The following is a 23211-nucleotide window of genomic DNA, read 5'->3' on the forward strand; positions in this document are numbered from 1 at the left end:
CACAACCGCAACCGGGCGCGCCCGGGCTGCTACCGCCGGGGCCCGCCGGGGCGGCTGTCGCGGGGTTCCGCGCTGCTAACGGCCGATCGTCACGACCACCTTGCCGGGGCCTCGGCGGGACTCCACGACGCGGTGCGCGTCGGCGATCCGCTCCCACGGGAACATCCGGATCGGCATCCGCAGGCCCGGGACCGCGATCACCTCCGCCAGGCGCTGCGGCGACCGGCCGGCACGGACCACCCGCGCGCCGTGCTCGGCGGCCGCCTTGTCGTCGACGATCGTGCCGACCCGGTCCCCGGGGATGCCCAGCTCGACGGACTGGGCGATCGCCTCGCCGCCGGCGGCGTCCAGGGCGACGGTGGGCGCGAGGCCGGTGGCGCGGACCGCTGCGACCAGGTCGTTGCCGTACGCGACGGGTACGGCACCCAGCTCCCGCAGGTAGTCGTGGTTCTCCGGCCGGGCCGTGCCGATCACCGTGGCGCCGGCCCGCCGCGCCAGCTGGGTGGCGATCGTGCCGACACTGCCGGCGGCCGCGTGCACCAGCAGCACGTCGCCGGCCGACACCCCGATCTCCAGCAGCGCGCCGCTCGCCGTCTGCGAGGCCGCCACCAGGCCGGCGGCGACCGGGAAGTCCAGGTGGTCAGGCTTGACGACGACATCGGAAGCGGGGACCGTCAGCAGGCCGGCCACGGCTTTGAGCATCGTCGAGCCCAGGACCGGCGTCCCGGGTTCGAATCCGTCGCCGCGCACGACGACACCGGCGTACTCCTGGCCGATCTGCTGCGGGAAGTGGGCCTTCACCCACGGCATGGCGCCGGTGCGGACCGCGATGTCGAAAGGTTGCACGCCGGCGGCGTACGCCTCGATGAGCACCTCGCCCGGTCCGGGCTCGGGGTCGGGGAGCTCGGCGATGCGCAGGACGTCGGGCGGGCCGTACCGGTCGAAGACGACAGCTCTCATGGCGGCAGTCTGCAAGCTCAACTCGGCTTGAGGTCAAGCGTTGTGCACGCGGGCCGCCGAGGCGGTCGCGGTGGCGTCGGCCGCGGTGACCGTACGCAGCAGGCACGGTGACCCGGCGCTGGCTGCTGGGCCCGACGCGGGCGGCCGAGGAGGCGGCGAAGGCCATCGACGCGACACTGTCCCGGGGGTGTGGGTGACAGACCGCGGGGCGCCGGGTCGATACGGTGTTCGCGTGTCTCAGATCCCGTGGTGGGGCCTTCCCCTGGTGGCCGTCGTGTTCGCCCTCGCGGGGGCCGGCGCCGCGCACCTCGCCGCCGCACGAACCGACAATCTGCTCAACCGGCGCCGTCGTACCCGAGCGTGGTACGACGAGCGCAGAACCGCCTACGTGCAGCTGCTCGCCGCCTTCGAGCGGGCCACTTATCGCCTCCGGAGCGCGTACGACGCCGGCGACAAGGTGCCCGACCCGCTCACCTACATGGACCAGATCGGCCCGGCCCTGATGTCGGTGCGGCTGCTCGCCTCCGGCCCGGTGCGCTCGGCGGCCCTCGCCGTGCACCTGCAGCTGGAACGGCTGCACGAGCAGATGAACCCGGCCGGGGTGGTCGGAGTGGAGCCGCGCACCCATTTCCGGGAGCTGCTCACCCAGGTGCCGCTGGTGATGCAGCAGTTCGAGGCGGCGATCCGGGACGAGCTGGAGATCACCGACATGCCGCCGGTGCCGGCGGCGCGCAACGGCCTCTTCCGGCGGCCGGTCGGCGAGCCGGACGCGGTCAGCGCGCCAGAGTCAGGACCACGGTGAACAGCGCCAGCACGATCCCGGCCACCAGGAACGCCCACAGCAGGTGACGGTTGTCGTCGGCCGGCCGGTTCTGCTGCACCGGCAGGTCGGCGGTGACCCGGGCGAGGTCGCCGTGGGTCCGGCAGGCCAGCACGCGGTCGACGCGTTCCGCGTACTCGTCGAGGGTGAGCCGTCCGGCGGCCGTGTGCTCCTCCAGAAGCACGACGACACGCTGCCGTTCCGCATCGGAGGCCCTAAGTGTGGGGTCGTTCACGGCGACAGGGTAGCCTCTGCGGACTTTCCCCCTGAAGACATCGGGAGTGCTGATGGCGAACCCCTCCGGGAGCAGCCTGCTCGTGATCGAGAGGCTTCTCCGTGACCGCGACGGGATTTGGCGCCAGATCATCGAGGAACGCGACCTCAAACAGCTGACCCTGCAGATGCTGATCAGCTCCACGGTCAGTCTCGCGCTCTACGGTGCGGTGCTGGGCGCCTCCAACGGCGCGCTCCAGGCGGTCTCGTCGTTCGTGAAGCTGCCGCTGCTCTTCCTGGCGACCCTCGCGATCTGCCTGCCCACGCTCTACCTGTTCAACCTGGTCTTCGGGGCGAAACTGTCGGTGCTCCAGGCACTCACCCTGATCATGGTGACCATCACCGTGACCGCGGTGCTGACCCTGGCATTCGCCCCGATCAGCCTGTTCTTCCTGATCACCGCGCAGAGTTACCTCTTCTTCAAGCTGCTGAACGTGGGCATCCTGGTGCTGACAGCGATCGTCGGCCTGCGGTTCCTGACGGCGGGCATGCGGGCACTCAACGACCACCAGGAACGGGTGGCCCACGCGCTCGCCGCGCCGCCGGCCGCCGTCCCGGCCGCCGAGCCGGAGCCGGCCCTCGTCGGCGCCGCGGTCGCCGCCGGCCCGGAGGCGCCGGCCCGGGAGAACGGATCGGTCACGGCGTTCCCGCCCGGCGTCAAACCGCTGTCGCAGATCGGCCACCGCCCGCCGCCGGTCGAGCTGCCGCCGGGGGAGCGCCCGGCCAGCATGACCCTGCTGCACATCTGGATCCTGCTCTTCGGATTCGTCGGCACCCAGCTCGCCTGGACGCTGCGGCCGTTCTTCGGCAGCCCGGACAAGCCGTTCCAGCTGTTCCGCAGCATCGGCGGCACCTTCTACGCCGACATCGTCGACACGATCGGCCGCCTGCTCGGCGCCTGAGGCTCACTCGTCACCAGCGCTTTTTCGTTACCAGCGCTTTTTCGTCACCGGCGGGATCCGGAGGCTTTTTCGCCACCAGGGGGATCCGGCAGGATCGGGGGGTGACCGATCATCGTGCACCCCTCGACCCTGTCTCCGCCGCCATCGCCGACGCCGGCCTCGTCGCGATCCTCCGGGCACCGACCGCCTCCGCCTTCGCCGCCATCGCCGACGTGCTCGTCGCGGCCGGCGTCACCGCCCTGGAGATCACCCTCACCTCGCAGGGCGCCCTGGAAGCCATCGCCGGGCTGCGCCGCCAGCTGCCCGAGACGGTCCGGGTCGGCGCCGGCACCGTGCTCACCGACGACGACGCGAAGGCCGCCGTCGACGCCGGCGCGTCGTTCCTGGTCTCGCCGGTGTCGTTGCCGCTGCGGCCCGATGTCCCGTTCTACCCGGGCACGTTCAGCCCGACCGAGGTGTACGCCGCACACCGCTCCGGCGCCCCGCTGATCAAACTGTTCCCCGCCGGTGGCCTCGGACCCGGCTACCTCAAGGACCTGCGCGGACCGCTGCCGGACGTCCGGATCCTGCCCACCGGCGGCATCGGCCTGGACGACATCGCGAAGTGGCTGCAGGCCGGCGCGGTCGCGGTCGGGGTCGGCGGCCCGCTGGTCGGTGACGCCGCGACCGGCGGCAGCCTCACCGCGCTCGCGGCCCGTGCCCGGCACGCCGTCGACGCCGTGAACTTCGCCCGCTCATGACCGGACTGCTCACCTTCGGCGAGTCGATGGGCATCTTCGTCGCCGACGGCATCGGTCCGCTGGAGCACGCCCGGGGCTTCACCCTCGGCGTCGCCGGTGCGGAGAGCAACGTGGCGATCGGCGTGGCGCGGCTGGGCGGGCACGCCACCTGGCTGGGCCGTCTCGGCCCGGACGCGACGGGCGCGCTCATCGCGTCCCGGCTGCGCTCCGCGGGGGTCCGCGTCCTGGCCGTCGCCGACGACGCGCACACCGGCCTGATGATCAGGTACCGCCGGTCCGGCCAGTTCATCCACGCCGACTACCACCGGGCCGGCAGCGCCGGCTCCCGGCTCACCCCGGCCGACGTGCCCGAGGCGGAGATCCGGGCGGCCGCCGTCCTGCACGTCACCGGCATCACCCCGGCCCTCGGCGACACCTGCCGCGCGGCGGTCTTCGCGGCCGTGGAGGCTGCCCGGTCGGCGGGCGTGACGGTGTCGGTGGACGTCAACTACCGCAGCAAGCTCTGGTCCCGGTTCGACGCGGCACCGGTGCTGCGCGACCTGGTGAGCCGGGCCGACGTGGTGTTCGCCGGTCCGGACGAGGCGGCCATCTTCGTGGACTCCGCGGACCCGGTCGACGGACTGGCCGGGCTGGGGCCCACCGAGGTGATCGTCAAGGACGGCGCGCGGGGCTGCGTGGCGTCGATCGACGGTTCCCGGCACTCGGTGCCGGCGCTGCCGGTGACGGCGATCGACCCGGTGGGCGCCGGTGACGCGTTCGTGGCCGGGTACTTGGCGGACCGGCTGGCCGGTGCGCCCGTGCCGGACCGGTTGCGCACCGCGATCGCGGCCGGCGCGTTCGCGGTGACCGTTCCCGGTGACTGTGAGGGCGCGCCGAGCCGGGCCGACCTGGCCGCTCTCTCCGGGGGCGACATCAACCGCTGACCAGGCGATTGTTTCGCCGGCGGGCGGCGGGGTAGGACATCCGCAGCGGCACATTCATCGATCTCGAGGAGGCCGTGATGCAACCTACGCCGTTCACCCCGTGGTCGTGGCGCGATCCGCAGACCGTGGCCGGGAGCACCGCCGACCCGGCTGGCGTCGAGGCCGTCGACGAGACCGGGCGGGTCGGCGTGGACCTGGTCGGGTTCAAGGTCGAGGCCACCGATGGGCACATCGGCTCGATCGACCAGGCCAGCTACGACGTCGGCAGCGCCTACCTGGTGGTCGACACCGGACCGTGGATCTTCGGGCGGAAGGTGATTCTTCCGGCCGGCACGGTGCAGAACGTCGACCACACGGACCGGAAGGTCTACGTGGACCGTACGAAGGAGCAGATCAAGCATTCTCCGGAGTACGACAAGGACACGTTCGAGACGCCGGAGTACCGCGAGCAGGTCGGTGACTACTACACCGGCAACTACCGCGACAACCCGCGCTGACCGCCCGGAGCCGCCGCCCCGCCCGTAACCCCCACGGGCGGGGCGGCGTCATGTCTGCTCCAGGTACGCCGCCAGCCGGCCGGAACCGATCAGCATGGCCCGCGCCCGATCGGTGAGCCGCTGCTGCCAGCCGGCCAGCGAACCGGCGAGTGGTTCCGGACCGCCGGCCGAGCGGACCTGCCGGACCACTGCCGCGATGTGGCCGAGCAGATAGCCGCCGCGCCGCAGCAGGTGCGCCAGGTCGGCGTCGCGGACGTCCTCGGCCGAATAGACCCGCCGGCCGCCGTCGCGGGCCGGTGTCAGGATCCCGGCCCGTTCCCATTTGCGCAGGGTGGCCGCGGTGACACCGAGGCGGTGGGCGAGCACGCCGACGGTGACCGGGCCGCCACCGCTCAGGGGCGCCGCCGGTGGCTGCCCGGCCAGGACGGTCACCGCCGCCGACACCGCCCGCAACGTCTCCCGGTCGCGCCGGAGCTGCACGTGGGCCTCGTCGATCGCGGCGAACGCCTCCTCCTGGTCGTCGCCGAGGACCGCCCGCATGATCACGCCCGCGGTGCGATGCCCGTACCCCCGGATGAGAGCGACATAGGCGCTCAGCGCGGCGGCGTGCTGGTCCGTGTAGATCCGGTAGCCGGCGGCGGTCCGCGCCGCCGGTGGCAGGCAACCCTGACGTTCGTAGTTGCGCACCGCCTGCGCGGAGAGCCCGTGCGCCCGGGCCAGATCCGCGGGCCGGTGGACGCGCTCTTGAGACTTCAGCCCGACTCCTTCGTGCATCTCCTGGCGCAACCCTCAACAGCAAGTTCAACGATACGGTGAAGGTCATGGCTTTCGAACCCGACCTGCGCGAACCCGGCCTACTCGAACCTGGCCTACTCGAACCTGGCCTGCTCGGCCTTTTGCCGGCACACCGGCCGCGGCTGCTGGCCCTGGGGGAGCCGACCCACCTGGAGCCCGCGTTCCCGCGCCTGCGCAACCAGATCCTGCGGACCCTCGCCGGGCACGGCTTCCGATCCGTCGCGATCGAGTCGGACCGGGTCGCCGCCCTGGCCGTCGACGACTACGTGCGGTGGCGCACCGACAGCCTGGACCTGCCGTCCGGTCTCAGTCACGGCCTCGGCCACCTCGCCGGCAATCGGGAACTCGTCGAGTGGATGCGCGCCTGGAACGCGGACCGGCCGGCGGCGGACCGGCTGTCGTTCCACGGCTTCGACGCGCCGCTGGAGATGATGCACGCCACCAGCCCCGGGCCCCATCTGCGGCACCTCCGCGACTACCTGGGTGTTCCGGCGGCGACGGACGGCCTGGACGGCCTGGACGGCTTGCTCGGGGATGAGGCGCGGTGGAGCGAATCGGCGGCCGTCATGGACGCGGCGCGATCCCCCGGCGGGTCACCCGAGGCTGCCGCGCTGCGCGCTCTTGCCGACGATCTCCTGACCCGGCTGTACGGGGACGCGCCGCGCCTGATCCGGCAGACCTCCGTCGCGGACTGGCACCGGGCCCGGATCCACGGCACGGCGGCGCTGGGCCTGCTCCGCTACCACGCGGTCGCCGCCGTCGCCGGGCCGCAGGACCAGCGGGTCCGCCGGCTGCTCGGCACGCGCGACGCGCTGATGGCCCAGAACCTGCTGGACATCCTGGAGGCCGAGCACGACCGCGGCCCGGTGCTGGTCTTCGCGCACAACCGGCACCTGCAACGGCATCCGAGCACCTGGGTGCTGGCCGGGATGGACCTGGAATGGCCGAGCGCCGGGTCGATCGTCGCGTCCCTGATCGGCGAACGCTACGTCTTCGTCGCCGGGAGTCTCGGCGCGAGCCCCGCGCTCGGCCTGGACGCGCCCGGCCCGGCGTCGATGGAGGGCCGGCTGGGCGCCGGGACCGGACTGTTCCAACCCGGTCAGGTGACGGGGGAGGAGCGGGTGACGGACGAACTCCGGTACTTCCCGCTGGACGCCGGGACGGTGACGGCGTGCGAGGCGATCCTGCACGTCGGCACCGGTGACGACCCGGCCGGCGAGATGGCGGCCCGGATTCTGGCGCTGCCGGGCGTGGCGGCGACCCGGATCGAACCAGACTCCGGGATGCCCGAGTACACCTGGGGCGACCGGTTCTTCTTCGCCGGTGAGGACCGGATGCGGCCGTTCGCCACGATCGTCGGGCACGACGTCCCGGGCTTCGACACGGAGTCGCGGCTGGATCGGCCGTACGCCTGGCGGCTCAACCTCGAACTCGGCCGCGACGAGTTCCGGCGGATGTTCGGTTTCGGTCCGGAGGAACTGGCCGAGCGGCGGTCCGGCATCGACTTCACCGAGGCCGACCGGTTCGTGCCGCACCCGGCCTACGGCGTGCAGGGCTGGGGGAGCGTGGTGAACCCGGGGCCGGCCACGGCGGCGGAGATCGCGCGGCTCCTGGAGTACGCACGGTCCCGGTCCGCCGCACGCGCCCCGTCCACCGCACGCTCCCGGCACGCCGCGGGGCGGCCGGAACCCGCGTAAGCTGGCGGCGCGCTCTTCCGAGTCGTGACCGGATCGTTCCGCCCGCGGGCCGGATGGTGCCTTCTGAGGCCGCCGCCGGCCGCGTTGGATCGTACGTATGACGACAGCACTCATCGTGATCGACGTACAGGAATCGTTCCGGGCCCGGCCGCTCTGGCAGACCACCGACAACCCCGCGGTGGTGACGAATGTGGGCCGGCTCGTGGACGCCGCCCGGGCCGCCGGTGACCCGGTGATCTGGGTGCTGCACGAGGAGCCCGGCACCGGGAACGTCTTCGACCCGGAGAGCGGGTTCGTGCGTGTGATGGACGAGCTGAAGCCGGCGGCGGATGAGCCGGTGCTGGTGAAACGGGTGCACAACGCGTTCACCGGCACCGACCTCCAGTACCGTCTGACGGCCGCCGGGATCCGCTCGGTGACGGTCTGCGGGCTGCGCACCGAGCAGTGCGTGGAGACCACCGCCCGGGTCGCGTCCGACCTCGGGTACGACGTCACGTTCGCCCTCGACGCGACCGCCACCAACCCGATCCCGCACCCGGACGCCCCGGCCGAGCAGAGTGTGGAGGAGTTGCTGGCCGACCCGCGTACGCTGTCGGCGGCGGACGTCTCGGCCCGGACCGTCTATGCGCTGGCCGGTCGCTTCGCCACCGTCCGGACCGTCGCGGAGATCATCGGGGAGTGACCGGATCGTGAGCACGCGGGATTCGAGCCGGGTCGTCTTCGTCCTGACGCCGCAGGTGCACCTGCTCGACCTCGCCGGCCCGGCGCAGGTCTTCTCGACCGCGCCGGGTTACACGCTCGACTACGTCGCCGAGTCGCCGGCCGTGCCCACCTGGCAGGGCGTCGTGCTGCAGGCCGACACCCGGTGGCCGGAGCTGACCACCGGCGACCTGGTGCTGGTGCCGGGCTGGCGCACCGGGCACGGGTACTTCGCGCAGCCCACCCTGGACCGGATCACCGCACACCACGCCGCCGGTGGCACGGTCGCCAGCGTCTGCTCCGGAGCGGACGCGCTCGGCCGGGCCGGGCTCCTCGCCGGTCGCCGCTGCACCACCCACCACGACCTGCAGGAGCGCCTGGCCCGCGGCTACCCCTCGGCGACCGTGCTGCGCGACGTGCTCTACGTCTCCGACGACCGGGTGGTCACGTCCGCGGGCATCGCCAGCGGCATCGACCTGGCACTGCACCTGGTGGCGCTGCGGCACGGGCCGGCGGTCGCGGCGCGGGTGGCCCGGGAGATGGTCGTCTACGCCAGGCGCAACGGCGACGAGCAGCAGGAGAGCATGATGCTGAGGCACCGCGCGCACCTCAGCGACGTGGTCCACCGCGTGCAGGACCGGATCGACGCCGACTTCACCGCCCCGCTGCCGCTGGCCGAGCTGGCCGCCGCGGCCGGGGTGAGTGAACGAACCCTGACCCGGCTCTTCACGGCGGCGACCGGGCGGACACCCCTGCGCTACCAGCAGCAGCTCCGGCTGGAACGCGCCGGCTACCTGATCGGCCACGGCTCCACGGTGGAGGCCGCCGCCCGGGCCGTGGGGTTCGGCGACGCCCGGATGCTGCGGCGGCTGCGGGCCCGCGAGGACCAGCCGGACGCGGCACCAGCCGCCTGACGCCCCCGCGCGGCTTGAGCCCCGACGTGCGGCTGGAGCTTGGCTGGGCGGCTTCGGGCTGGCCGTGCGGCCTCGGGCTGGCCGTGCGGCTTTGAGCTGGCCGTGCGGCTTTAGGCTGGCGGCATGGTGCGCGGCGTTCTCTTCGATCTTGACGGCACGCTCGGGGACCATGAGGCGTCGGTCACGGCCGCCCTCACCGCCTGGCTGCCGTCACTCGGCGTCACCTGCTCGGCGGCAACGGTTGAGCTCTGGGAGGAGATCGCCGAGCGGCACCTGGTCGCCTGGGGGCGACGGGAGGTCACCTTCAGCGAGCAGCGCCGGCGGCGGCTCCGCGATTTCCTGCCGGCGGTGGGGGTGGCGTACGAGTGGACCGCGCTGGACGAGGTCTTCGCCGGTTATCTGACCCATTACGAGGCGGGCTATCAGGCGTACGACGACGCGGCCGCCGCGGTGGCCGCGGTTGCCTCGGCCGGCCCGGCGGTCGCGGTGCTGACCAACGGCAGCGCCGTCCAGCAGCGCGGGAAGCTGACTCGGATGGGTTTTCACGACATCGCAACGGTTTTCACTCCCGACGATCTCGGTGTCGCCAAGCCCGACCCGGACGCGTTCCGTCTCGCCTGCGAGCGATGGGGCCTGGAACCCGGGTCGGTGCTCAGCGTGGGCGACAACCACGCCTTCGACGTGCTCGCGGCGCGGGCGGCCGGGCTGCGCGCGGTGCACCTCGACCGGGCCGGCACCGGCCCGGCCGAGGAGCGGCAGCGGATCGCCACGCTGCGTGAACTGGGCGCCTACTTGTAGGTGACGTTCGCGGTCGTGTACTTGCAGTGGGTGCCGTCCGGGCCGCTGCCGGTCTTCGTGGGCTCCTTGCCGGTCTTGTTGCCGGTGAACCTGTCGCAGATCGAGATCTTCTTCTTGCTGTCCCCGGTGATCGTGATGCCGGAGAGCGTCGCGGTGTCACCGAAGTTGCTGTTGATCCCGACCAGACTCTTGCCGGGCGCGGCGACCGTCACGTTCTTCACGACCACCGACCGCTTGTACTGCGTGGAGCAGTTGCCGCAGGAGCGGTACAGCTTGCCGAAGTCGCTCACCTGGAAACCGCTGATCGTCAGCGTGCCACCACCGTTGTGCTGGAACACCTTGTCGTCGGCCGACCGCGCGCCACCGCCCGACACCGCGTACTTGGCGCTGGAACCGCCCTTGAACGTGGCCGCGTCCTCACCGACGTTCTCCCACCACACGTTCTGCAGCGTGCAGGAACCCTTGCAGTGCACGCCGTCGGCGGCCGGCGAGCCGATGACGACGTTCTTCAGGACCGCGCCGTCGGCCAGCACGAAAAGCGGGTCCTGCCCCTCTTCCTGCGAGTCACCGCCCAGGGCGCCGCTGCCGAGGTATCGCTTCAACCCGCCGTCCAGCGTGCCCGACACCGTCTTGCTGCTGGTCAGCTTGACCGTGCCGGTGGCACTCGGCCACGACGCCGCCGAGGCACCCTGGGTGTGGACGACCGCGCCGAGCCCCAGACCGAGAGCCGCCACCGCCACCACGCCGGCCCGCCACCGCTTCCGCAGATTGTTGAACACCGTCAAGCCTTTCCTACCGTCGATCATGCTGTCGAAGGCTCAGTGGTCGTTCCGCGCGAAAAGGTTGCTCAGTTTCCGGCGGCGTCCGCGGGGGTCGGTCCGGCCGGCCGCCGCCGGAGGGATCCCGGTCGCCGGGGACTGTTGTGGTCGTGCGCGCGGGGGCGGTTGTGGTCGTGCCTGCGGGGGCGGGTTGGAGTCGTGGGCGCGGGGGCGGTCGTGCGCGGGGGCGGTCGTATGCGCGGGGGCGGTCGTGCGCGCGAGGGGCGGTCGTGCGCGCGAGGGGCGGTCGTGCGCGCGGCGGCCGTGGTCGTGCGGGCGGGGGCGTCCCTATGGTCTTGTCATCGGCAAGTGGGCGCTTTCCAACCGATTTGTGCTGGTAGTCAGGTTCTGGTGTGGAGCGTGGCGCGGGATGTCGACGCGGCGGCGGAGTGTTGCTTGCCTTCGGCCCTGTTGCGGTCCTTGAGGCAGTAGCCGCGATCGACTGCGTTGGGTCCGCGCGGCGTTGTTGATCTGCTAGCGATGCGAAATCGCGGTTCTGACCCCTTGATCACAGCGATTTCGTAGCGCTAGCAGATCAACTTCTCGTCAGGAGAGCACTTCCGGCGAGACCGGGCCGGGACGGGGCGCGGGTTGATGCGCGGGCGGTAGCGGCTGGACGACGATCACGGCACGGCACGGCACGGCACGGCACGGCACGGCACGGCACGGCACGGCACGGCACGGCACGGCACGGCACGGCACGGCACGGCACGGCGGGCGGTTGCGGTTGTCTAGGCGGTCGCAGGTTTGGGGCCGGCGAGGTCGTCGGGGTGGTCGATGTCGCGGTCGTCGGCGACGTCACCGACCGGGACCACGAGGACGTCCCGGGTGCGCAGGTAGTCGCGGGCGCCGCGGTCACCCGTCGCGGTCGCCGCGACCCCGGCCCAGTGGTTCCGGCCGAGCAGGACGGGATGCCCGCGCCGATCTTCGTAACCGCCCATGACCAGCGCGTCCGGGGCGGCGTGCCGGATGATCCGGCGAACCGCCTCGGCGGTGACGCCCGGCATGTCCACGAGAAGCACGACCACTGCCGCGAACCCGCCCGGCTCTGCGGAGCTGCGGGATTTCCCGCCCGGCGGCAGGGGCGAGGCCGGCGGAGGTGAGTCCAGTGCTGGGGAGGCCGGCGGAGGTGAGTCCAGTGCTGGGGAGGCCGGCGGAGGTGAGTCCAGTGCTGGTGAGGCCGGTGCAGGTGAGGCCGGCGCCAGGGAGGCCAGCGACAGGGAGGCCGGCGCCGGTGGGGCCAGCGTTGCGAGGCCGGTTCGCAGGGAGGACGCCATGCCGGTTGTCCAGTCCGGGTTGATCACCGTCGCGGGCAGGCCGGGCACTGTGGCGCGGACCTGGTCGGCGGCGGCACCGAGCACGACCAGGACGTGGTCGCAGCCGGCCGCGCGCAGGGTGTCCGCGGCGTGCTGCACGAGTCGACGGCCGTCGAGTTCGACGAGCGCTTTGGGCATGCCGTAGCGGCGACCGGCACCGGCCGCGAGCACCAGCCCGGCAACGCCGCCGGCCGCCGAATCCGGGACTGCCGGCTCGGGGACGCTGCCTGCGGCCGGATGTGGGACTGCCGGCTCGGGGGCGCTGCCTGCGGCCGGATGTGGGACTGCCGGCTCGGGGGCGCTGCCTGCGGCCGGATGTGGGACTGCCGGCTCGGCAACGGTGCCGGCCGCCGCGTGGGGAACCGCCGGCTCGGTGCTCGCGGCCGGAATCCGGGGCTCGGCGCTCATGAGCGGGAAGCCGGCAGGCCGCGGACGGCGGCCAGGGGCAGGGCGGTGCGCGGGTGGTAGCCGGTTCGCCACAGGCCGCCGTGTGCCGCGGCGGTGGCCTCGTCGCGCCAGGCGGCTGCGGCTGCCGGGCGGGGGCGGCGGATCTGGTGGACCAGGAGGGCGGCCATCAGGCGGCTCGCGGTGGCCGGCTCGAAGATTTCGACGTCGAAGACGTGGGCGCCCGCGTACGCCGCGGCCAGCAGGCGGTTGCTGAGCACCGAGCGGGTCCGGGTCGGCGGGGCCACCGCGAAGCTGACCACGCCGTCGCGGCGGGCGACCGTGGCCCGCCAGCGGTGGATGCGTTTGGCGAGCGCGTAGTTCGGGCCCTGCTGCGGGACCAGGCTGTCGTTGATGCCGGGTTCTACGTCGTACGGGTAGTTCGGGCGCAGCAGTGTGCCGCCGGACAGGGCGGCACCGGCGCGGGCCCGGTAGGAGCGTGCGGCGAACCGGGACCGGCTCTGCGCGACGGCCTCGGCGGGCACGGCGTAGACGTCGGTCGGCGTGGCGAGAAAGGCCAGTGCGGTCTCCGGCCGCTGGTGCCGGACGTGCATGACGAGGGCGTCCAGGGCGGCGGCCAGTTTCGGGTACGCGGCACCGGGTGCGTAGACGTAGTTGCCCAGGATCAGCCGCTCGTCGAAGCCGAGGAGCCACTGCGCCACCGCGCCGAGGTCGCTGAGCAGGTCGACGCCGGGCACCCCGGCGACCGGTTGCGGGATCGCGCCGGGGTCGGCCGCACCGACCGGGTCGGCGACCGGGCCGGAGGTGGCGGTGAGTGGGGCGAGCAGCCGGCCGGCCGAGTTCGAGGCCAGGGCGGCGGTGCGTTCCCACAGGTCCTGGCGGGGCAGGTCGACGGCGACGACGGTGCCGCCCCAACCGAGGACGGACGCGACCGGGCCCATTTCCGCGCCGGCGCCGAACGCGACCAGGTGCTGGTCACCGAGGTCCAGCCAGTCCGGGTTCGCGGCCACCTCGCGGACCGCCTCGGCGACCGACTCCTCGACCACGCCGGCGGCCACCCACGCGTCGAGCCGCCGGTGCAGGGTGTCGCCGCGCAACTGCTCACCCCGGTACGGCACGAGCAGTTCCTTCTCCGCGGTGCCGGTGCCGGTCACCTCGACCGTCTCCAGTGGATGTCCCGGTGCTGCCATCAGCGCCTGGGCCAGGGTGAACTCGCCGTCGTCGCGGCGGTACCGCATCCGGGCCTGCACCGAGGCGAGGCCGGCCTCGGCGATCTCGTACGCGGCGGAGCCGTCCGCGGACAGCCCGGCCTCGACGAGGGCGCGGAAGTGCCGCGGGTAGCCGCGCCGCCAGTCGGTCTCGCGTTCGGCGGCGGCCGCCGCGGCCGGGTCGGTGGTGTGCAGGGCGTCGGCGACGACGGAACGGCCGAAGGAGTTGCTGCTGCGACGTCCGGAGTCGTCGGTCGGAAAGTCCGTGAGGGGGGTCACCGCGCCAGTATGGCGGTCTCCTACCAGAGGAGGAGACGGACTCCGCCGACCGGCCGGAACAGCGGCCGCCGGTCGGGCGATCGGAGGTCCCCGCGCCGCGAGGCTACCGATATGACAATCGTCGAATCCGCCACCCGCAGCCCGGTTCGGCAGAACCGGGCCCTGCTCGCGCTCACCGTCGCGTCGGCGGCCCTCGCCGTCGTGGCCGCCGTCGGGATGCTCGTCGATCCGCGGATGCTGACCGGCGTGCCGATCTGGGCGAAGCCGTTCAAGTTCGCCGTGTCGTTCGTCGTCTACGGCTGGACCATCGCCTGGCTGCTGTCGGTCCTGCCGCGCCGCAGCCGGCCCGCCGAATGGGCCGGCGTCGTCATCGTCGGTGTCTCGGTGATCGAGTTGACGATCATCGTGGCGCAGGTGATCCGCGGGCGGACCAGCCACTACAACATCGCCACGCCGCTGGACGCGATGCTCTGGTCGGCGATGGGCACATCCATCATGATCCTGTTCCTGGCGCACTTGCTGATCGCGGTGACGGCGCTGCGCCAGCGGATCCCGGACCGGGCGCTGGCCTGGTCGATCCGGCTGGGCCTGCTGATCTCGCTGCTCGGCATGGCCGTGGCCTTCCTGATGACCACCCAGGGCGGTGTCCCGGAGGCGCCCGGCGCGCACGCGGTGGGTGTGCCGGACGGCGGGCCGGGCATGCCGCTGACCGGGTGGAGCACGACCGGCGGCGACCTGCGGATCGGTCACTTCGTCGGGCTGCACGCGTTGCAGGCGCTGCCGATCCTGGCGTACCTGCTCAGCCGGTTCGACCGGCGCCGGACCGCCACGACGCGGTATCGCGTTGCCCTCGGCGACGTGACGCGTGTCCGCCTCATCGGGGTCGCGGGTGCTGCGTACGCCGTACTCGTTCTTCTTCTGACCTGGCAGGCGCTGCGGGCGCAACCGCTGCTCTCGCCGGACGGGCTCACCCTGATCGCGTACGCGGCCCTGGCCGCGACGACCGCCGCCGCGACCGCGGTGGTCCTCCGCAAGGGGCGCGCGGCGGCCGGAAGTCTAGGCTGATCGACATGGGTCGGTGGGGGCGTCTCTTCGACATCCGGCACACGTTCACCCGGATGCTGCTGCTGAACCTCAGCGGCGTGACGTACCTGCTGCTGATCAGCCGGGAGACCGGGCGGCCGCCGACCGGCACGCAGTGGGCGCTCGCGGTCCTCGCCTTCACCGCCGGACTGCTGCTGCACCGCCGGCCGCCGATCAACCTGCTGGTGCAGACCAGCCTCTTCGGGGTGGCCCTGGCGGTCCTCGAAGATCCGACGATCAACCAGGTGGGCACCGCGTGGGCGATCGGCGAGGTGGCGCTCTGGGCGCCCCGCGCCGCGTACCTCTGGGTGAACGTCGCCCTGGTCGCCGTCGTCTACGTGATCTGCAGCGCCTCCCGCGACATCGACCTCACGCAGTCGCTCGTCGGCCTCTGCATCAACCTGGGTCTGCCGGTGCTGATCGGCACGGTCGTCCGGACCACCCGCGAGCTGGGCGTGCAGAACGAGCGCCGGATGCTCTCCGAGCAGCGAGCGGCGCGGGCCGACGAACGCAGCGCGATCGCCCGCGAGCTGCACGACGTGGTCGCGCATCACGTCGCGTCGATGGTGCTGCGGGTGGGTGTGGCGCGGCACGTGCTGCCCGGCCAGGATCCGGAGGTGACAGCCGTCTTCGACGACGTGCACCGGACCGGGACGGCGGCCCTGACGGATCTGCGGCGGCTGGTCGCGGTGCTGCGGGACCCCGAGGGCGTACGCGGGGACGCGGCACTCACCGCAATCGATCCCTCAGCCCTGCCCGCCGCGCTCGACGGCGCCGTGGAGACCGCACGACGCGCCGGGGTGATCGTGGAGGCGGAGATCGATCCGGCGGTCGGCGAGCTGGACGCGGTCCGCGCCCTGGCCGTGCTGCGCCTCACCCAGGAGGCGCTCACCAACGTGGCGAAGCATGCCGGCGCCTCGGCGCGGGCGCGGCTGACGGTCGCGATCGACGGCGCCGACCTGAGGTGGGAGGTGGCCGACTCGGGCGACGGTTCCGCCCGGGTCGACGTGCCGTCCGGCGGCGGGCACGGGATCACCGGCATGCGGGAACGGGTGGAGGTGCTCGGCGGCGTGCTGAGTGCGGGACCGGCCGGTGCCGGCTGGCGGGTGGCGACCGTGCTGCCGGGGGAGACCGCATGATCAGGGTTCTGCTCGTGGACGACCAGCAGCTGGTCCGGGCCGGGCTGCGGATGCTCTGCGACGCCGAAGCCGGCCTGGAGGTGGTCGGTGAGGCCGGTGACGGCCGGGCCGCGGTGGAGCTGGCCGCCCGGCTGTCGCCCGACGTGATCGTGATGGACCTGCGGATGCCGGGCGTCGACGGGATCACCGCGACCAGCCGGATCGTCGGTGCCCGGCCGGCGGCGCGGGTGCTGGTGCTCACCACGTTCGGCGACGACGACCACCTCTATCCCGCGTTGCAGGCGGGCGCGTGCGGGTTCCTGCTCAAGGACGCCCCGCCCATCGAGTTACTGAACGGGATCCGGCAGGCGGCGGCCGGGGAGAGCCCGTACAGCCAGGACGTGCTGCGCCGGCTGGTACGCCGGGCGGTCGACGCCAAGCCGGCGCCGGCGCCCCGGATCGACGGGCTGACCGCGCGGGAGCGCGAGGTGCTCGACCTGGTCGGCGAGGGGCTGAGCAACGCGGAGATCGCCGACCGGATGCACATCGGGGTGACCACCGTGAAGACCCACATCACCGCGCTGATGTCCAAGACCGGCACCGCGAACCGGGTACGACTCGCTCTGCTCGCCGTTCGCAACCAGGACGGTTCTTAACCGGCCCGGGGCGGCAGCCGATACCGGCGGCATGCACAAGTGGATCCTGGGGCCGGCACTCACCGCGACCGTCGCCGTCGCGGCCGCTCTCGTCGCGCCCACGCCGGCCCGGGCCGCCAGCTCTGCCGCCCCGACGGATCGCTATGTGGTCACTCTCCGGCAGCAGCCCGGTGCCGCCGGCACCCTGAGCACCGCCGGCACGCTGAGTGCCGGTGCCGGCCGGGTGTTGCACCGGTTCCAGGGATACCCGGGGTACGCCGCCGAGCTGACGGCCGGCGAGGCGCGGCGGCTCGCGGCCGACCCGGCGGTCCGGTTCGTGGAGAAGGACCGGGTGCTGCGACTCACCGGCAACCCGTCCTGGAACGTGGACCGGGTGGACCAGCGTGGCCGGACGCTGTCGAAGACGTACCGGCCGTCGGCGGACGGGGACTCGGTGCACGCGTACGTGATCGACACCGGGATCCGGACCGCGCACCGGGAGTTCGGCGGGCGGGCCTCGTACGGCTGGGACTTCGTCGGCCGCGACGCCAAGGCCGACGACTGCAACGGGCACGGCACCCATGTGGCGGGGACGCTGGGTGGCAGCACCTACGGCATCGCCAGGAAGGTGAAGCTGGTGAGCGTACGGGTGCTCGACTGCGAGGGCGCCGGCACGCTCTCCGACGTGATCGACGGCATCGACTGGGTTACCAGGCACGCGGTGCGGCCGGCGGTCGCGAACATGAGCCTGGGCGGCGACTACAGCCCGGCCCTGGAGCAGGCGGTCGGTGCGGCGATCAAGTCCGGCGTGACGTTCGTGGCGGCCGCCGGCAACGAGAACGTGGACGCGTCGCTGACCAGCCCGGGTGGCCTGCCTGCGGCGATCACGGTGGCGGCCACCGACCGGGCGGACAGGCGGGCGTCGTTCTCCAACTACGGCAGCGTGGTCGACATCTTCGCGCCCGGCGTGGGCATCACCTCGGCCACCGCGGACGGCAACAGCGCGAAGGCGACCTGGAACGGTACGTCGATGGCCGCACCGCACGTGGCCGGTGCCGCCGCCCTGCTGCTGGACGCGAACCCGGCGCTGACCCCGGCGCAGGTCCGGGACCGGCTCGTCGCGGACGCCACGAAGGGCAAGGTCACCTCCCGGGCCGGCGCTCCCGACCGGCTGCTCTTCGTCCCGGCGCCACCGAAGGCACCGGTGATCACGACCGCCCGGGTGGACACGGCGACCGTGGGTGTCCCGTACACCCGCCGGCTGGCCCTGGCCGCGAGCCGGCGCGGCACCTGGAAGCTGGTGGGGGGTACCCTGCCCGCGGGTCTGAAGCTCGCCCCGAACGGTGTGCTCTCGGGAACTCCGGGGGCGGCCGGGGAGCGTACGGTCACGGTCCGGTTCACCGATTACGTGCCGCAGTCCGTCACTCGCCAGGTGGTGATCCCGGTGGTCGCTCCCGCCCCGGAGATCCCGCCGGTCCCGGTCCCGGTCCCGGTCCCGGTCCCGGTCCCGGTCCCGGTCCCGGTGCCGACGCCGCCGGTCGCGGGCCCCGTCCTCTGAACCCGGCTCATGAACCGCGGCGGGCCGGTTACCAGTCCAGCGCGCCCGCGTACTTCTCGGCGATCGCCACCGACTCGGCCAGATCCGCCTCGACGACCGGCAGCCCCGGGCGGACCGTGATCGCGCCGAGCTCGACGAGCAACTGCCGCAGCAGGGCCTCGGCGGCGGCCGCCTGCGGTGCCACCCCGGCGGTCACCACCGGCACGGCCAGCTTGCCGGCCAGGGCCTGCGCGGGCAGCTGGTCGAGGAGCACCTTCAGGACGCCGGTGTAGCTGCCCTTGTAGGTGGGCGTGGCCACGACCAGCAGGTTCGCGTCGGTGATCGCGGCCAGGGCGGCCTGGGTCCGCTGGTCGCCGGGCGTGAGCAGGCCGCTCCCGATCGCACCTGCCTCGATCAGGGGCGGTTCGGGGGCACCGAGCCGACCGGCGATGGCCGAGCCGACGGCCGAGGCCAGGGTGGACGTCCGCGACCCGGCACGCGGGTTGCCGGAGATGACGACGATTCCGGTCACGATCTTCCTTCTCGCTCTCAGGCTGCTCTGCGCAGGTTGTGGTACGAACCGTCGTGGTAGACCAGCGGCGTCGCCGCCCGGTCGTCGTGCACCGCGCCCGTCTCCGGTGCCGCCAGCACGATCGTGTGGTCGCCGGCCTCGACCCGCCGGACCACCCGGCAGACCAGCCGGGCCAGCACGCCGCCGAGCAGCGGGACACCGCCGGGGCCGGGCTCCCAGTCGCCGTGCGTGGCGAACCGGTCGATCCCGCGCGTCGAGAAGGTCCTGGCCACGTGCTCCTGCTCCTCGGTGAGCACGTGCACGGCGACGATGTCGGCGGCCTCGACCGCGGGCCAGGCCGACGCGCTGTGCGCCAGGCAGAAGGAGACCAGCGGCGGGTCAAGCGACACCGAGGTGAACGAGGTGGCGGTGAAGCCGGCCGGCTGCTCGCCGGGCGCGGTGACGACGACCACCGCGGCGGCGTGCCGGCGGAGCAGGGCGCGGAAGTGTTCGGAGTCCACGAGTGAGCTGACGGTCATGAGGTCCCCCTCAGTCGTTTCCCATACCCTAGTAAACCTATAGGAGATTGTCACCAGGCTTCATGAGATGACCGACACCATGGACGTAGTTCCTATCTAACACATAGGAAATGTATCCTTGCCATGCGTCGCCGGCCCCGGCCGGTGCCGCCGACCCGCCAGGTGCAGCCCGAGGAGCCGAGATGTCCGTACTCGCCGTAGCCCACCCGCACGCCACCTACCCCCGCCCGGTCCGGCTGCGGTCCGTTCCGGATCCGCTGCCTCGCCCGGACGTGGAGGACCCGCCGGTCACCGTGACGATCAGCATCGCGGGGGGTCCCGAAGGCCGGGAACGGGTGCTCGCCGCGCTGCGCTCGCTGGTGGACGCGGCCGGTGTGGCGGCCGTGGAGCTGGAGCCGGCCCCGCCCGCCTCGCCGTCCCTGCCCGCCCCGTCCAGCGACATCCAGCTGGACCCGCGGGCGCGGACCGCGTTCCGGCGCGGGCGCCTGCTCGAGCTCAGCCGCCTGGAGTACGACCTGCTGCTCTTCCTGGCGCGGCACCCGCGGCAGGTGTTCAGCCGGAGCCAGCTGCTCACCCACGTCTGGGGGCACCGGCACACCACGAACCGGACCGTCGACGTGCACGTCAGCCGGTTGCGTACCAAACTGGAGGACCCGGAGCTCATCACCACGGTGTACGGGCTGGGCTACCGCCTCGCCGACGAGGCGCCCATCACGGTCGTGGACAGGTGACGCGCTTCTTTCCCCGGACAAATCTCGTTCATCACTGATTCATCCCGAAAGGGTCATAGGCCGACGGTATGGGGCAGCTGTATTGCCTGCTCAGCACGGACTTACCCCGCATTTGGTGATCCAATCCAAGCCTTTACAGGGGATTGATCGATTTAAATACTTGCGAGCACGGGTGCGCCGGACCGGTGTACCAGACCTACCCGTCCCCCTGGGAGGAACCGTGCTCAACCCGAAGCTGCGCCGGCCGATCGTCGGCCTGGCAGTGGGCATTCTCGTCGGCAGCGGACTCGCCGCCATGCCCGGCACCGCCGTTGCCGCCCCCGCCGGTGACGCGTCCACCCTCGCCGCCACCCTCGACACCCGCCTCGGCGTACGCGATGCCGGGTCCTATCTGGATTCCAGCGGCAAACTCGTCGTCAACGTGACCGACGCCGCCACCGCCGCCGAGGTGAAGTCCGCCGGCGCCACTCCCCGCTACGTGACCCGTAGCGGCGCCGCCCTCGCCGCCGCCGACGACAGCCTCAAGGCAAGCCTGAAGACCCCGGGCACGGCGTTCGCCGTCGACCCGGTCAGCAACCAGGTCGTCGTCTCCGTCGACGAGACCGTCACCGGCGCGAAGCTCGCCGCCGTCAAGGCCACCGTCGCCAAGCTCGGCGACGCCGCCCGCATCGAGACGGTCTCCGGCAAGCTCAGCATCCGGATCTCCGGTGGCGACGCCATCTACTCCGGCGGCGGCCGCTGCTCGCTCGGCTTCAACGTGCGCAACAGCGCGGGCACCAACTACTTCCTGACCGCCGGCCACTGCACGCGCGGCACGTCGAGCTGGAACAACGGCTCGGTCACGCTGGGCACCACCGCCGGCAGCAGCTTCCCGGGCAACGACTACGGCATCGTCCGCTACACCAACACCACGATCACCAAGACCGGCGGCGTCGGCACCAACATCGACATCGCCTCGGCCTCCACCCCCGCCGTCGGCGCCACCGTCTACCGCCGCGGCTCCACCACCGGCACCCGCTCCGGCCGGGTCACCGCGCTCAACAGCACGGTGAACTACGCCGAGGGCTCGGTCACCGGCCTCATCCGGACCACCGTCTGCGCCCAGCCGGGCGACAGCGGCGGCCCGCTCTACTCCGGTAACACCGCGCACGGCCTGACCTCGGGCGGCAGCGGCAACTGCACCAGCGGCGGCACCACGTACTTCCAGCCGGTCGTCGAAGCCCTGAGCGCCTACGGCGTCTCGGTCTTCTGATCCTCGGTGAGCAACGGATCCGGCGCCCCCACTGGGGCGCCGGATTCCTGCTGCCCGCACCCTTGCCCGGGGTGGCCTGCCGTGCTTGCCCGGGGTGGCCTGCCGTGCTTGCCCGGGGTGGCCTGCCGTGCTTGCCCGGGGTGGCCTGCCGTGCTTGCCCGGGGTGGCCTGCCGTGCTCTCTCCGGGCCGCCGAAGGGTTGCGGCGTGGTCATGAACTGCCAGGCGGCGCGACCGTTCTCCTGATCGGAGCCCGTGTAGCGCGTCGACCTCGAACGTCGAGCCGCCCGGTCTCTGGCCCGTTACCTTTTGATCGTCCCCCGCCGGGGACTGGTCGGTGGGCTAGATCCGGTATGCCGCACTGCCCGATCGCACACGCTGAGCCGACTCGCCCCCGCAGGCATCGCACCCCGTTCACCATCCAGCCGATGCCCCACACATCAACCCGTGCCCCCGGTCGCCCCGGTGGCCGGACTCGCCCCCGGTCGCCCCGGTGGCCGGCTCGCCGCCCGTGGCGAGATGTGGATCTGCTAGCGCTACGAAATCGCTGTGATCAAGGGGTCAAAACCGCGATTTCGCACCGCTAGCAGATCCACAACGCCACCCGGACCCCCGTGACCGTGAGCGCAGTCCGGGGGCAATGCCCGTCGTTCAGGCGTCGTCGTTCACGCGCTCCTCGCCGCGGCGGCGGAGGAGTTTGAGGCCGGGGAGGCCGGCGATGGCGAGGTGCAGGTCCTCGGTCACTTCGAGGAGTTTGTGCAGGTCCGGGCCGACCTGGTCGAGTTTGCTCAGCAGCGGCATCACGTCGTTGATCAGGTGCCGCTGCAGCTCGGGGAGCTGGTCGACCATGCGGATGGCGGCGGTCACCTCGTCGGGGGTGAGTTCGGAGACGAAGCGGGCGGCGAGCGGGGCGGCCTGGCGCAGGGTGCCGGCGTAGTCGCCGAGCAGGGAATCGACCTCGCCGGCCACCGTGTCGGCACGCTTGACCACGGCCTCCGCGTGGCCGGCGACGCCGGCGGCCGTGGTGACGATCTCGCGGGCGGAGCCGGTGAGCCCGGCGACCTCGGTCACCGCCTTGGAGGCGGCCGCCGTGATCCCGGAGACCTGGCCGACGGCACGCGACGCCTCGGCCGTGATCGACGAGACCTCACCGATCGCCCGGGAGGCGTCGGTGGTGATCGTGGAGACCTCACCGATCGCCCGGGAGGCGTCGGTGGTGATCGTGGAGACTTCGCCGATCGCCCGGGAGGCGGCGGTGGTGATCGTGGAGACCTCGCCGATGGCGCGGGAGGCGTCGGCGGTGATGCCGGAGACGGAGTCGATGATCGTGCCGGCGGCGTCGGCCGTGGTGGCGGCCCGGCGGACCACGTCGCCGGCTGCGGCGGAGATGGCGGTGGCCTCCTGGACGGTGAGGGAGGCCGCGGTGGCGATGGCGCGTGCCTCGGCGACGGTCGTCTCGGCGCTGGTGGCGATCGCGCCGACCCGGGTGATCAGGTCCTCGGCCTGGGCGACGGCGAGGTTCACCCGGTTGATCAGGAGTTCGGCCTGCCCGATCAGGCCGACCGCGCGGACCGGGATGGTCGCGGCGGTCGCGGCCGTCTCGATCACCTGGCCGATCGCGGACCGGGTGAGGTCGGCGGCGGCCGCGGGGGCGGCGAACGCGGCGCGGGTGAGGGACAGGAGGAAAGCCATGTCTCCCATCATGCGCCAACCGCGCATCCGAGATCGGTGACGGACCGTGCGGGTTCGCTGGCGTACGGTCG

Annotated in this window: 24 protein-coding genes; 15 read left to right on the forward strand and 9 right to left on the reverse strand. The window is 72.7% G+C overall.

The window, feature by feature from the left end; translation table 11 throughout:
* Positions 1-75: 75 nt before the first annotated feature.
* Complete coding sequence (locus LPA41_RS09350) at positions 76-960, reverse strand: NADP-dependent oxidoreductase (protein ID WP_229069633.1); 885 nt, start codon at positions 958-960, stop codon at positions 76-78.
* Between the two features lie 232 nt (positions 961-1192).
* Between LPA41_RS09350 and LPA41_RS09355 the strand changes: the two genes are divergently transcribed.
* Entirely contained in the window at positions 1193-1762 is a 570-nt protein-coding gene (locus LPA41_RS09355) for a hypothetical protein (protein ID WP_229069635.1), read from the forward strand.
* Here LPA41_RS09355 and LPA41_RS09360 read toward each other — a convergent pair.
* On the reverse strand, positions 1734-2015 hold the full coding sequence (locus LPA41_RS09360) for a DUF1707 domain-containing protein (RefSeq protein ID WP_229069637.1): 282 nt from the start codon (positions 2013-2015) through the stop codon (positions 1734-1736). The two genes, LPA41_RS09355 and LPA41_RS09360, sit on opposite strands and share 29 nt — an antisense overlap.
* Before the next feature lie 52 nt (positions 2016-2067).
* On the opposite strand from LPA41_RS09360, the gene LPA41_RS09365 reads away from it, so the two are divergent.
* The 4 genes from LPA41_RS09365 (at position 2068) to LPA41_RS09380 (ending at position 5115) form a co-directional block, all read left to right on the forward strand.
* Entirely contained in the window at positions 2068-2955 is an 888-nt protein-coding gene (locus tag LPA41_RS09365; protein WP_229069639.1) for a hypothetical protein, read from the forward strand.
* A 101-nt stretch (positions 2956-3056) separates the two neighbouring features.
* Positions 3057-3695, forward strand: a complete 639-nt coding sequence (locus LPA41_RS09370) for a bifunctional 4-hydroxy-2-oxoglutarate aldolase/2-dehydro-3-deoxy-phosphogluconate aldolase (RefSeq protein ID WP_229069641.1) — start codon at positions 3057-3059, stop codon at positions 3693-3695.
* Positions 3692-4618: a sugar kinase gene (locus tag LPA41_RS09375; RefSeq protein ID WP_229069643.1), complete on the forward strand. Its 927-nt coding sequence runs from the start codon at positions 3692-3694 to the stop codon at positions 4616-4618. Before LPA41_RS09370 ends, LPA41_RS09375 begins: the two co-directional genes overlap by 4 nt.
* A 77-nt stretch (positions 4619-4695) precedes the next feature.
* Positions 4696-5115, forward strand: a complete 420-nt coding sequence (locus tag LPA41_RS09380; protein WP_229069645.1) for a PRC-barrel domain-containing protein — start codon at positions 4696-4698, stop codon at positions 5113-5115.
* A gap of 48 nt (positions 5116-5163) precedes the next feature.
* Here LPA41_RS09380 and LPA41_RS09385 read toward each other — a convergent pair whose 3' ends face one another.
* Entirely contained in the window at positions 5164-5889 is a 726-nt protein-coding gene (locus LPA41_RS09385) for a MerR family transcriptional regulator (protein ID WP_229069647.1), read from the reverse strand.
* A gap of 47 nt (positions 5890-5936) precedes the next feature.
* Between LPA41_RS09385 and LPA41_RS09390 the strand changes: the two genes are divergently transcribed.
* The 4 genes from LPA41_RS09390 (at position 5937) to LPA41_RS09405 (ending at position 10018) form a co-directional block, all read left to right on the forward strand.
* Positions 5937-7607, forward strand: a complete 1671-nt coding sequence (locus tag LPA41_RS09390) for a DUF6194 family protein (protein ID WP_229069649.1) — start codon at positions 5937-5939, stop codon at positions 7605-7607.
* A 97-nt stretch (positions 7608-7704) separates the two neighbouring features.
* The gene (locus tag LPA41_RS09395) at positions 7705-8289 is read left to right on the forward strand and encodes a cysteine hydrolase family protein (RefSeq protein WP_229069651.1); all 585 of its coding nucleotides are present in this window, start codon (positions 7705-7707) and stop codon (positions 8287-8289) included.
* Positions 8290-8296: 7 nt separating this feature from the next.
* Positions 8297-9220, forward strand: a complete 924-nt coding sequence (locus LPA41_RS09400; protein ID WP_229069653.1) for a GlxA family transcriptional regulator — start codon at positions 8297-8299, stop codon at positions 9218-9220.
* 123 nt (positions 9221-9343) lie between these two features.
* A complete protein-coding gene (locus LPA41_RS09405; RefSeq protein ID WP_229069654.1) occupies positions 9344-10018 on the forward strand; it encodes an HAD family hydrolase in 675 nt (224 codons plus the stop codon).
* Here LPA41_RS09405 and LPA41_RS09410 read toward each other — a convergent pair.
* The 3 genes from LPA41_RS09410 to LPA41_RS09420 all read right to left on the reverse strand — a co-directional run bounded on the left by LPA41_RS09410 (position 10009) and on the right by LPA41_RS09420 (position 14044).
* The gene (locus tag LPA41_RS09410) at positions 10009-10824 is read right to left on the reverse strand and encodes a pectate lyase (protein ID WP_229069656.1); all 816 of its coding nucleotides are present in this window, start codon (positions 10822-10824) and stop codon (positions 10009-10011) included. The genes LPA41_RS09405 and LPA41_RS09410 overlap by 10 nt on opposite strands.
* Positions 10825-11567: 743 nt before the next feature.
* Positions 11568-12560 carry an NTP transferase domain-containing protein gene (locus tag LPA41_RS09415; RefSeq protein ID WP_255689448.1) on the reverse strand — a complete coding sequence of 331 codons (993 nt, stop codon included), beginning with the start codon at positions 12558-12560 and terminating at the stop codon, positions 11568-11570.
* Complete coding sequence (locus tag LPA41_RS09420) at positions 12557-14044, reverse strand: hypothetical protein (protein ID WP_229069658.1); 1488 nt, start codon at positions 14042-14044, stop codon at positions 12557-12559. Before LPA41_RS09420 ends, LPA41_RS09415 begins: the two co-directional genes overlap by 4 nt.
* Before the next feature lie 111 nt (positions 14045-14155).
* On the opposite strand from LPA41_RS09420, the gene LPA41_RS09425 reads away from it, so the two are divergent.
* From LPA41_RS09425 to LPA41_RS09440, 4 genes are read left to right on the forward strand one after another with little or no spacing between them, the layout of a single operon-like run.
* A complete protein-coding gene (locus LPA41_RS09425) occupies positions 14156-15109 on the forward strand; it encodes a hypothetical protein (protein WP_229069660.1) in 954 nt (317 codons plus the stop codon).
* Between the two features lie 5 nt (positions 15110-15114).
* A complete protein-coding gene (locus tag LPA41_RS09430; protein ID WP_229069662.1) occupies positions 15115-16266 on the forward strand; it encodes a sensor histidine kinase in 1152 nt (383 codons plus the stop codon).
* On the forward strand, positions 16263-16901 hold the full coding sequence (locus tag LPA41_RS09435; protein ID WP_229069664.1) for a response regulator transcription factor: 639 nt from the start codon (positions 16263-16265) through the stop codon (positions 16899-16901). The genes LPA41_RS09430 and LPA41_RS09435 overlap by 4 nt, the downstream gene beginning before the upstream one ends.
* 31 nt (positions 16902-16932) lie before the next feature.
* Positions 16933-18438 (forward strand): S8 family peptidase, encoded by a 1506-nt coding sequence (locus LPA41_RS09440; RefSeq protein WP_229069667.1) that lies wholly within the window; start codon positions 16933-16935, stop codon positions 18436-18438.
* Positions 18439-18466: 28 nt separating this feature from the next.
* Here the strand turns inward: LPA41_RS09440 and LPA41_RS09445 are convergent, their stop codons facing one another.
* Positions 18467-18949 carry an NAD(P)H-dependent oxidoreductase gene (locus LPA41_RS09445; protein ID WP_229069669.1) on the reverse strand — a complete coding sequence of 161 codons (483 nt, stop codon included), beginning with the start codon at positions 18947-18949 and terminating at the stop codon, positions 18467-18469.
* Between the two features lie 17 nt (positions 18950-18966).
* Entirely contained in the window at positions 18967-19467 is a 501-nt protein-coding gene (locus LPA41_RS09450) for a flavin reductase family protein (protein ID WP_229069670.1), read from the reverse strand.
* A 182-nt stretch (positions 19468-19649) separates the two neighbouring features.
* Here LPA41_RS09450 and LPA41_RS09455 point away from each other — a divergent pair, with 182 nt between their 5' ends.
* Both LPA41_RS09455 and LPA41_RS09460 read left to right on the forward strand, forming a co-directional pair.
* Positions 19650-20198 (forward strand): winged helix-turn-helix domain-containing protein, encoded by a 549-nt coding sequence (locus LPA41_RS09455; RefSeq protein WP_229069672.1) that lies wholly within the window; start codon positions 19650-19652, stop codon positions 20196-20198.
* A 220-nt stretch (positions 20199-20418) separates the two neighbouring features.
* Positions 20419-21450 (forward strand): S1 family peptidase, encoded by a 1032-nt coding sequence (locus LPA41_RS09460; RefSeq protein ID WP_229069674.1) that lies wholly within the window; start codon positions 20419-20421, stop codon positions 21448-21450.
* A gap of 649 nt (positions 21451-22099) precedes the next feature.
* Here LPA41_RS09460 and LPA41_RS09465 read toward each other — a convergent pair.
* Positions 22100-23140 (reverse strand): hypothetical protein, encoded by a 1041-nt coding sequence (locus LPA41_RS09465; RefSeq protein WP_229069677.1) that lies wholly within the window; start codon positions 23138-23140, stop codon positions 22100-22102.
* Between the last annotated feature and the right edge of the window lie 71 nt (positions 23141-23211).

The organism is Actinoplanes sp. DH11, from assembly GCF_020873875.1.
Taxonomy (GTDB): Bacteria; Actinomycetota; Actinomycetes; order Mycobacteriales; family Micromonosporaceae; genus Actinoplanes.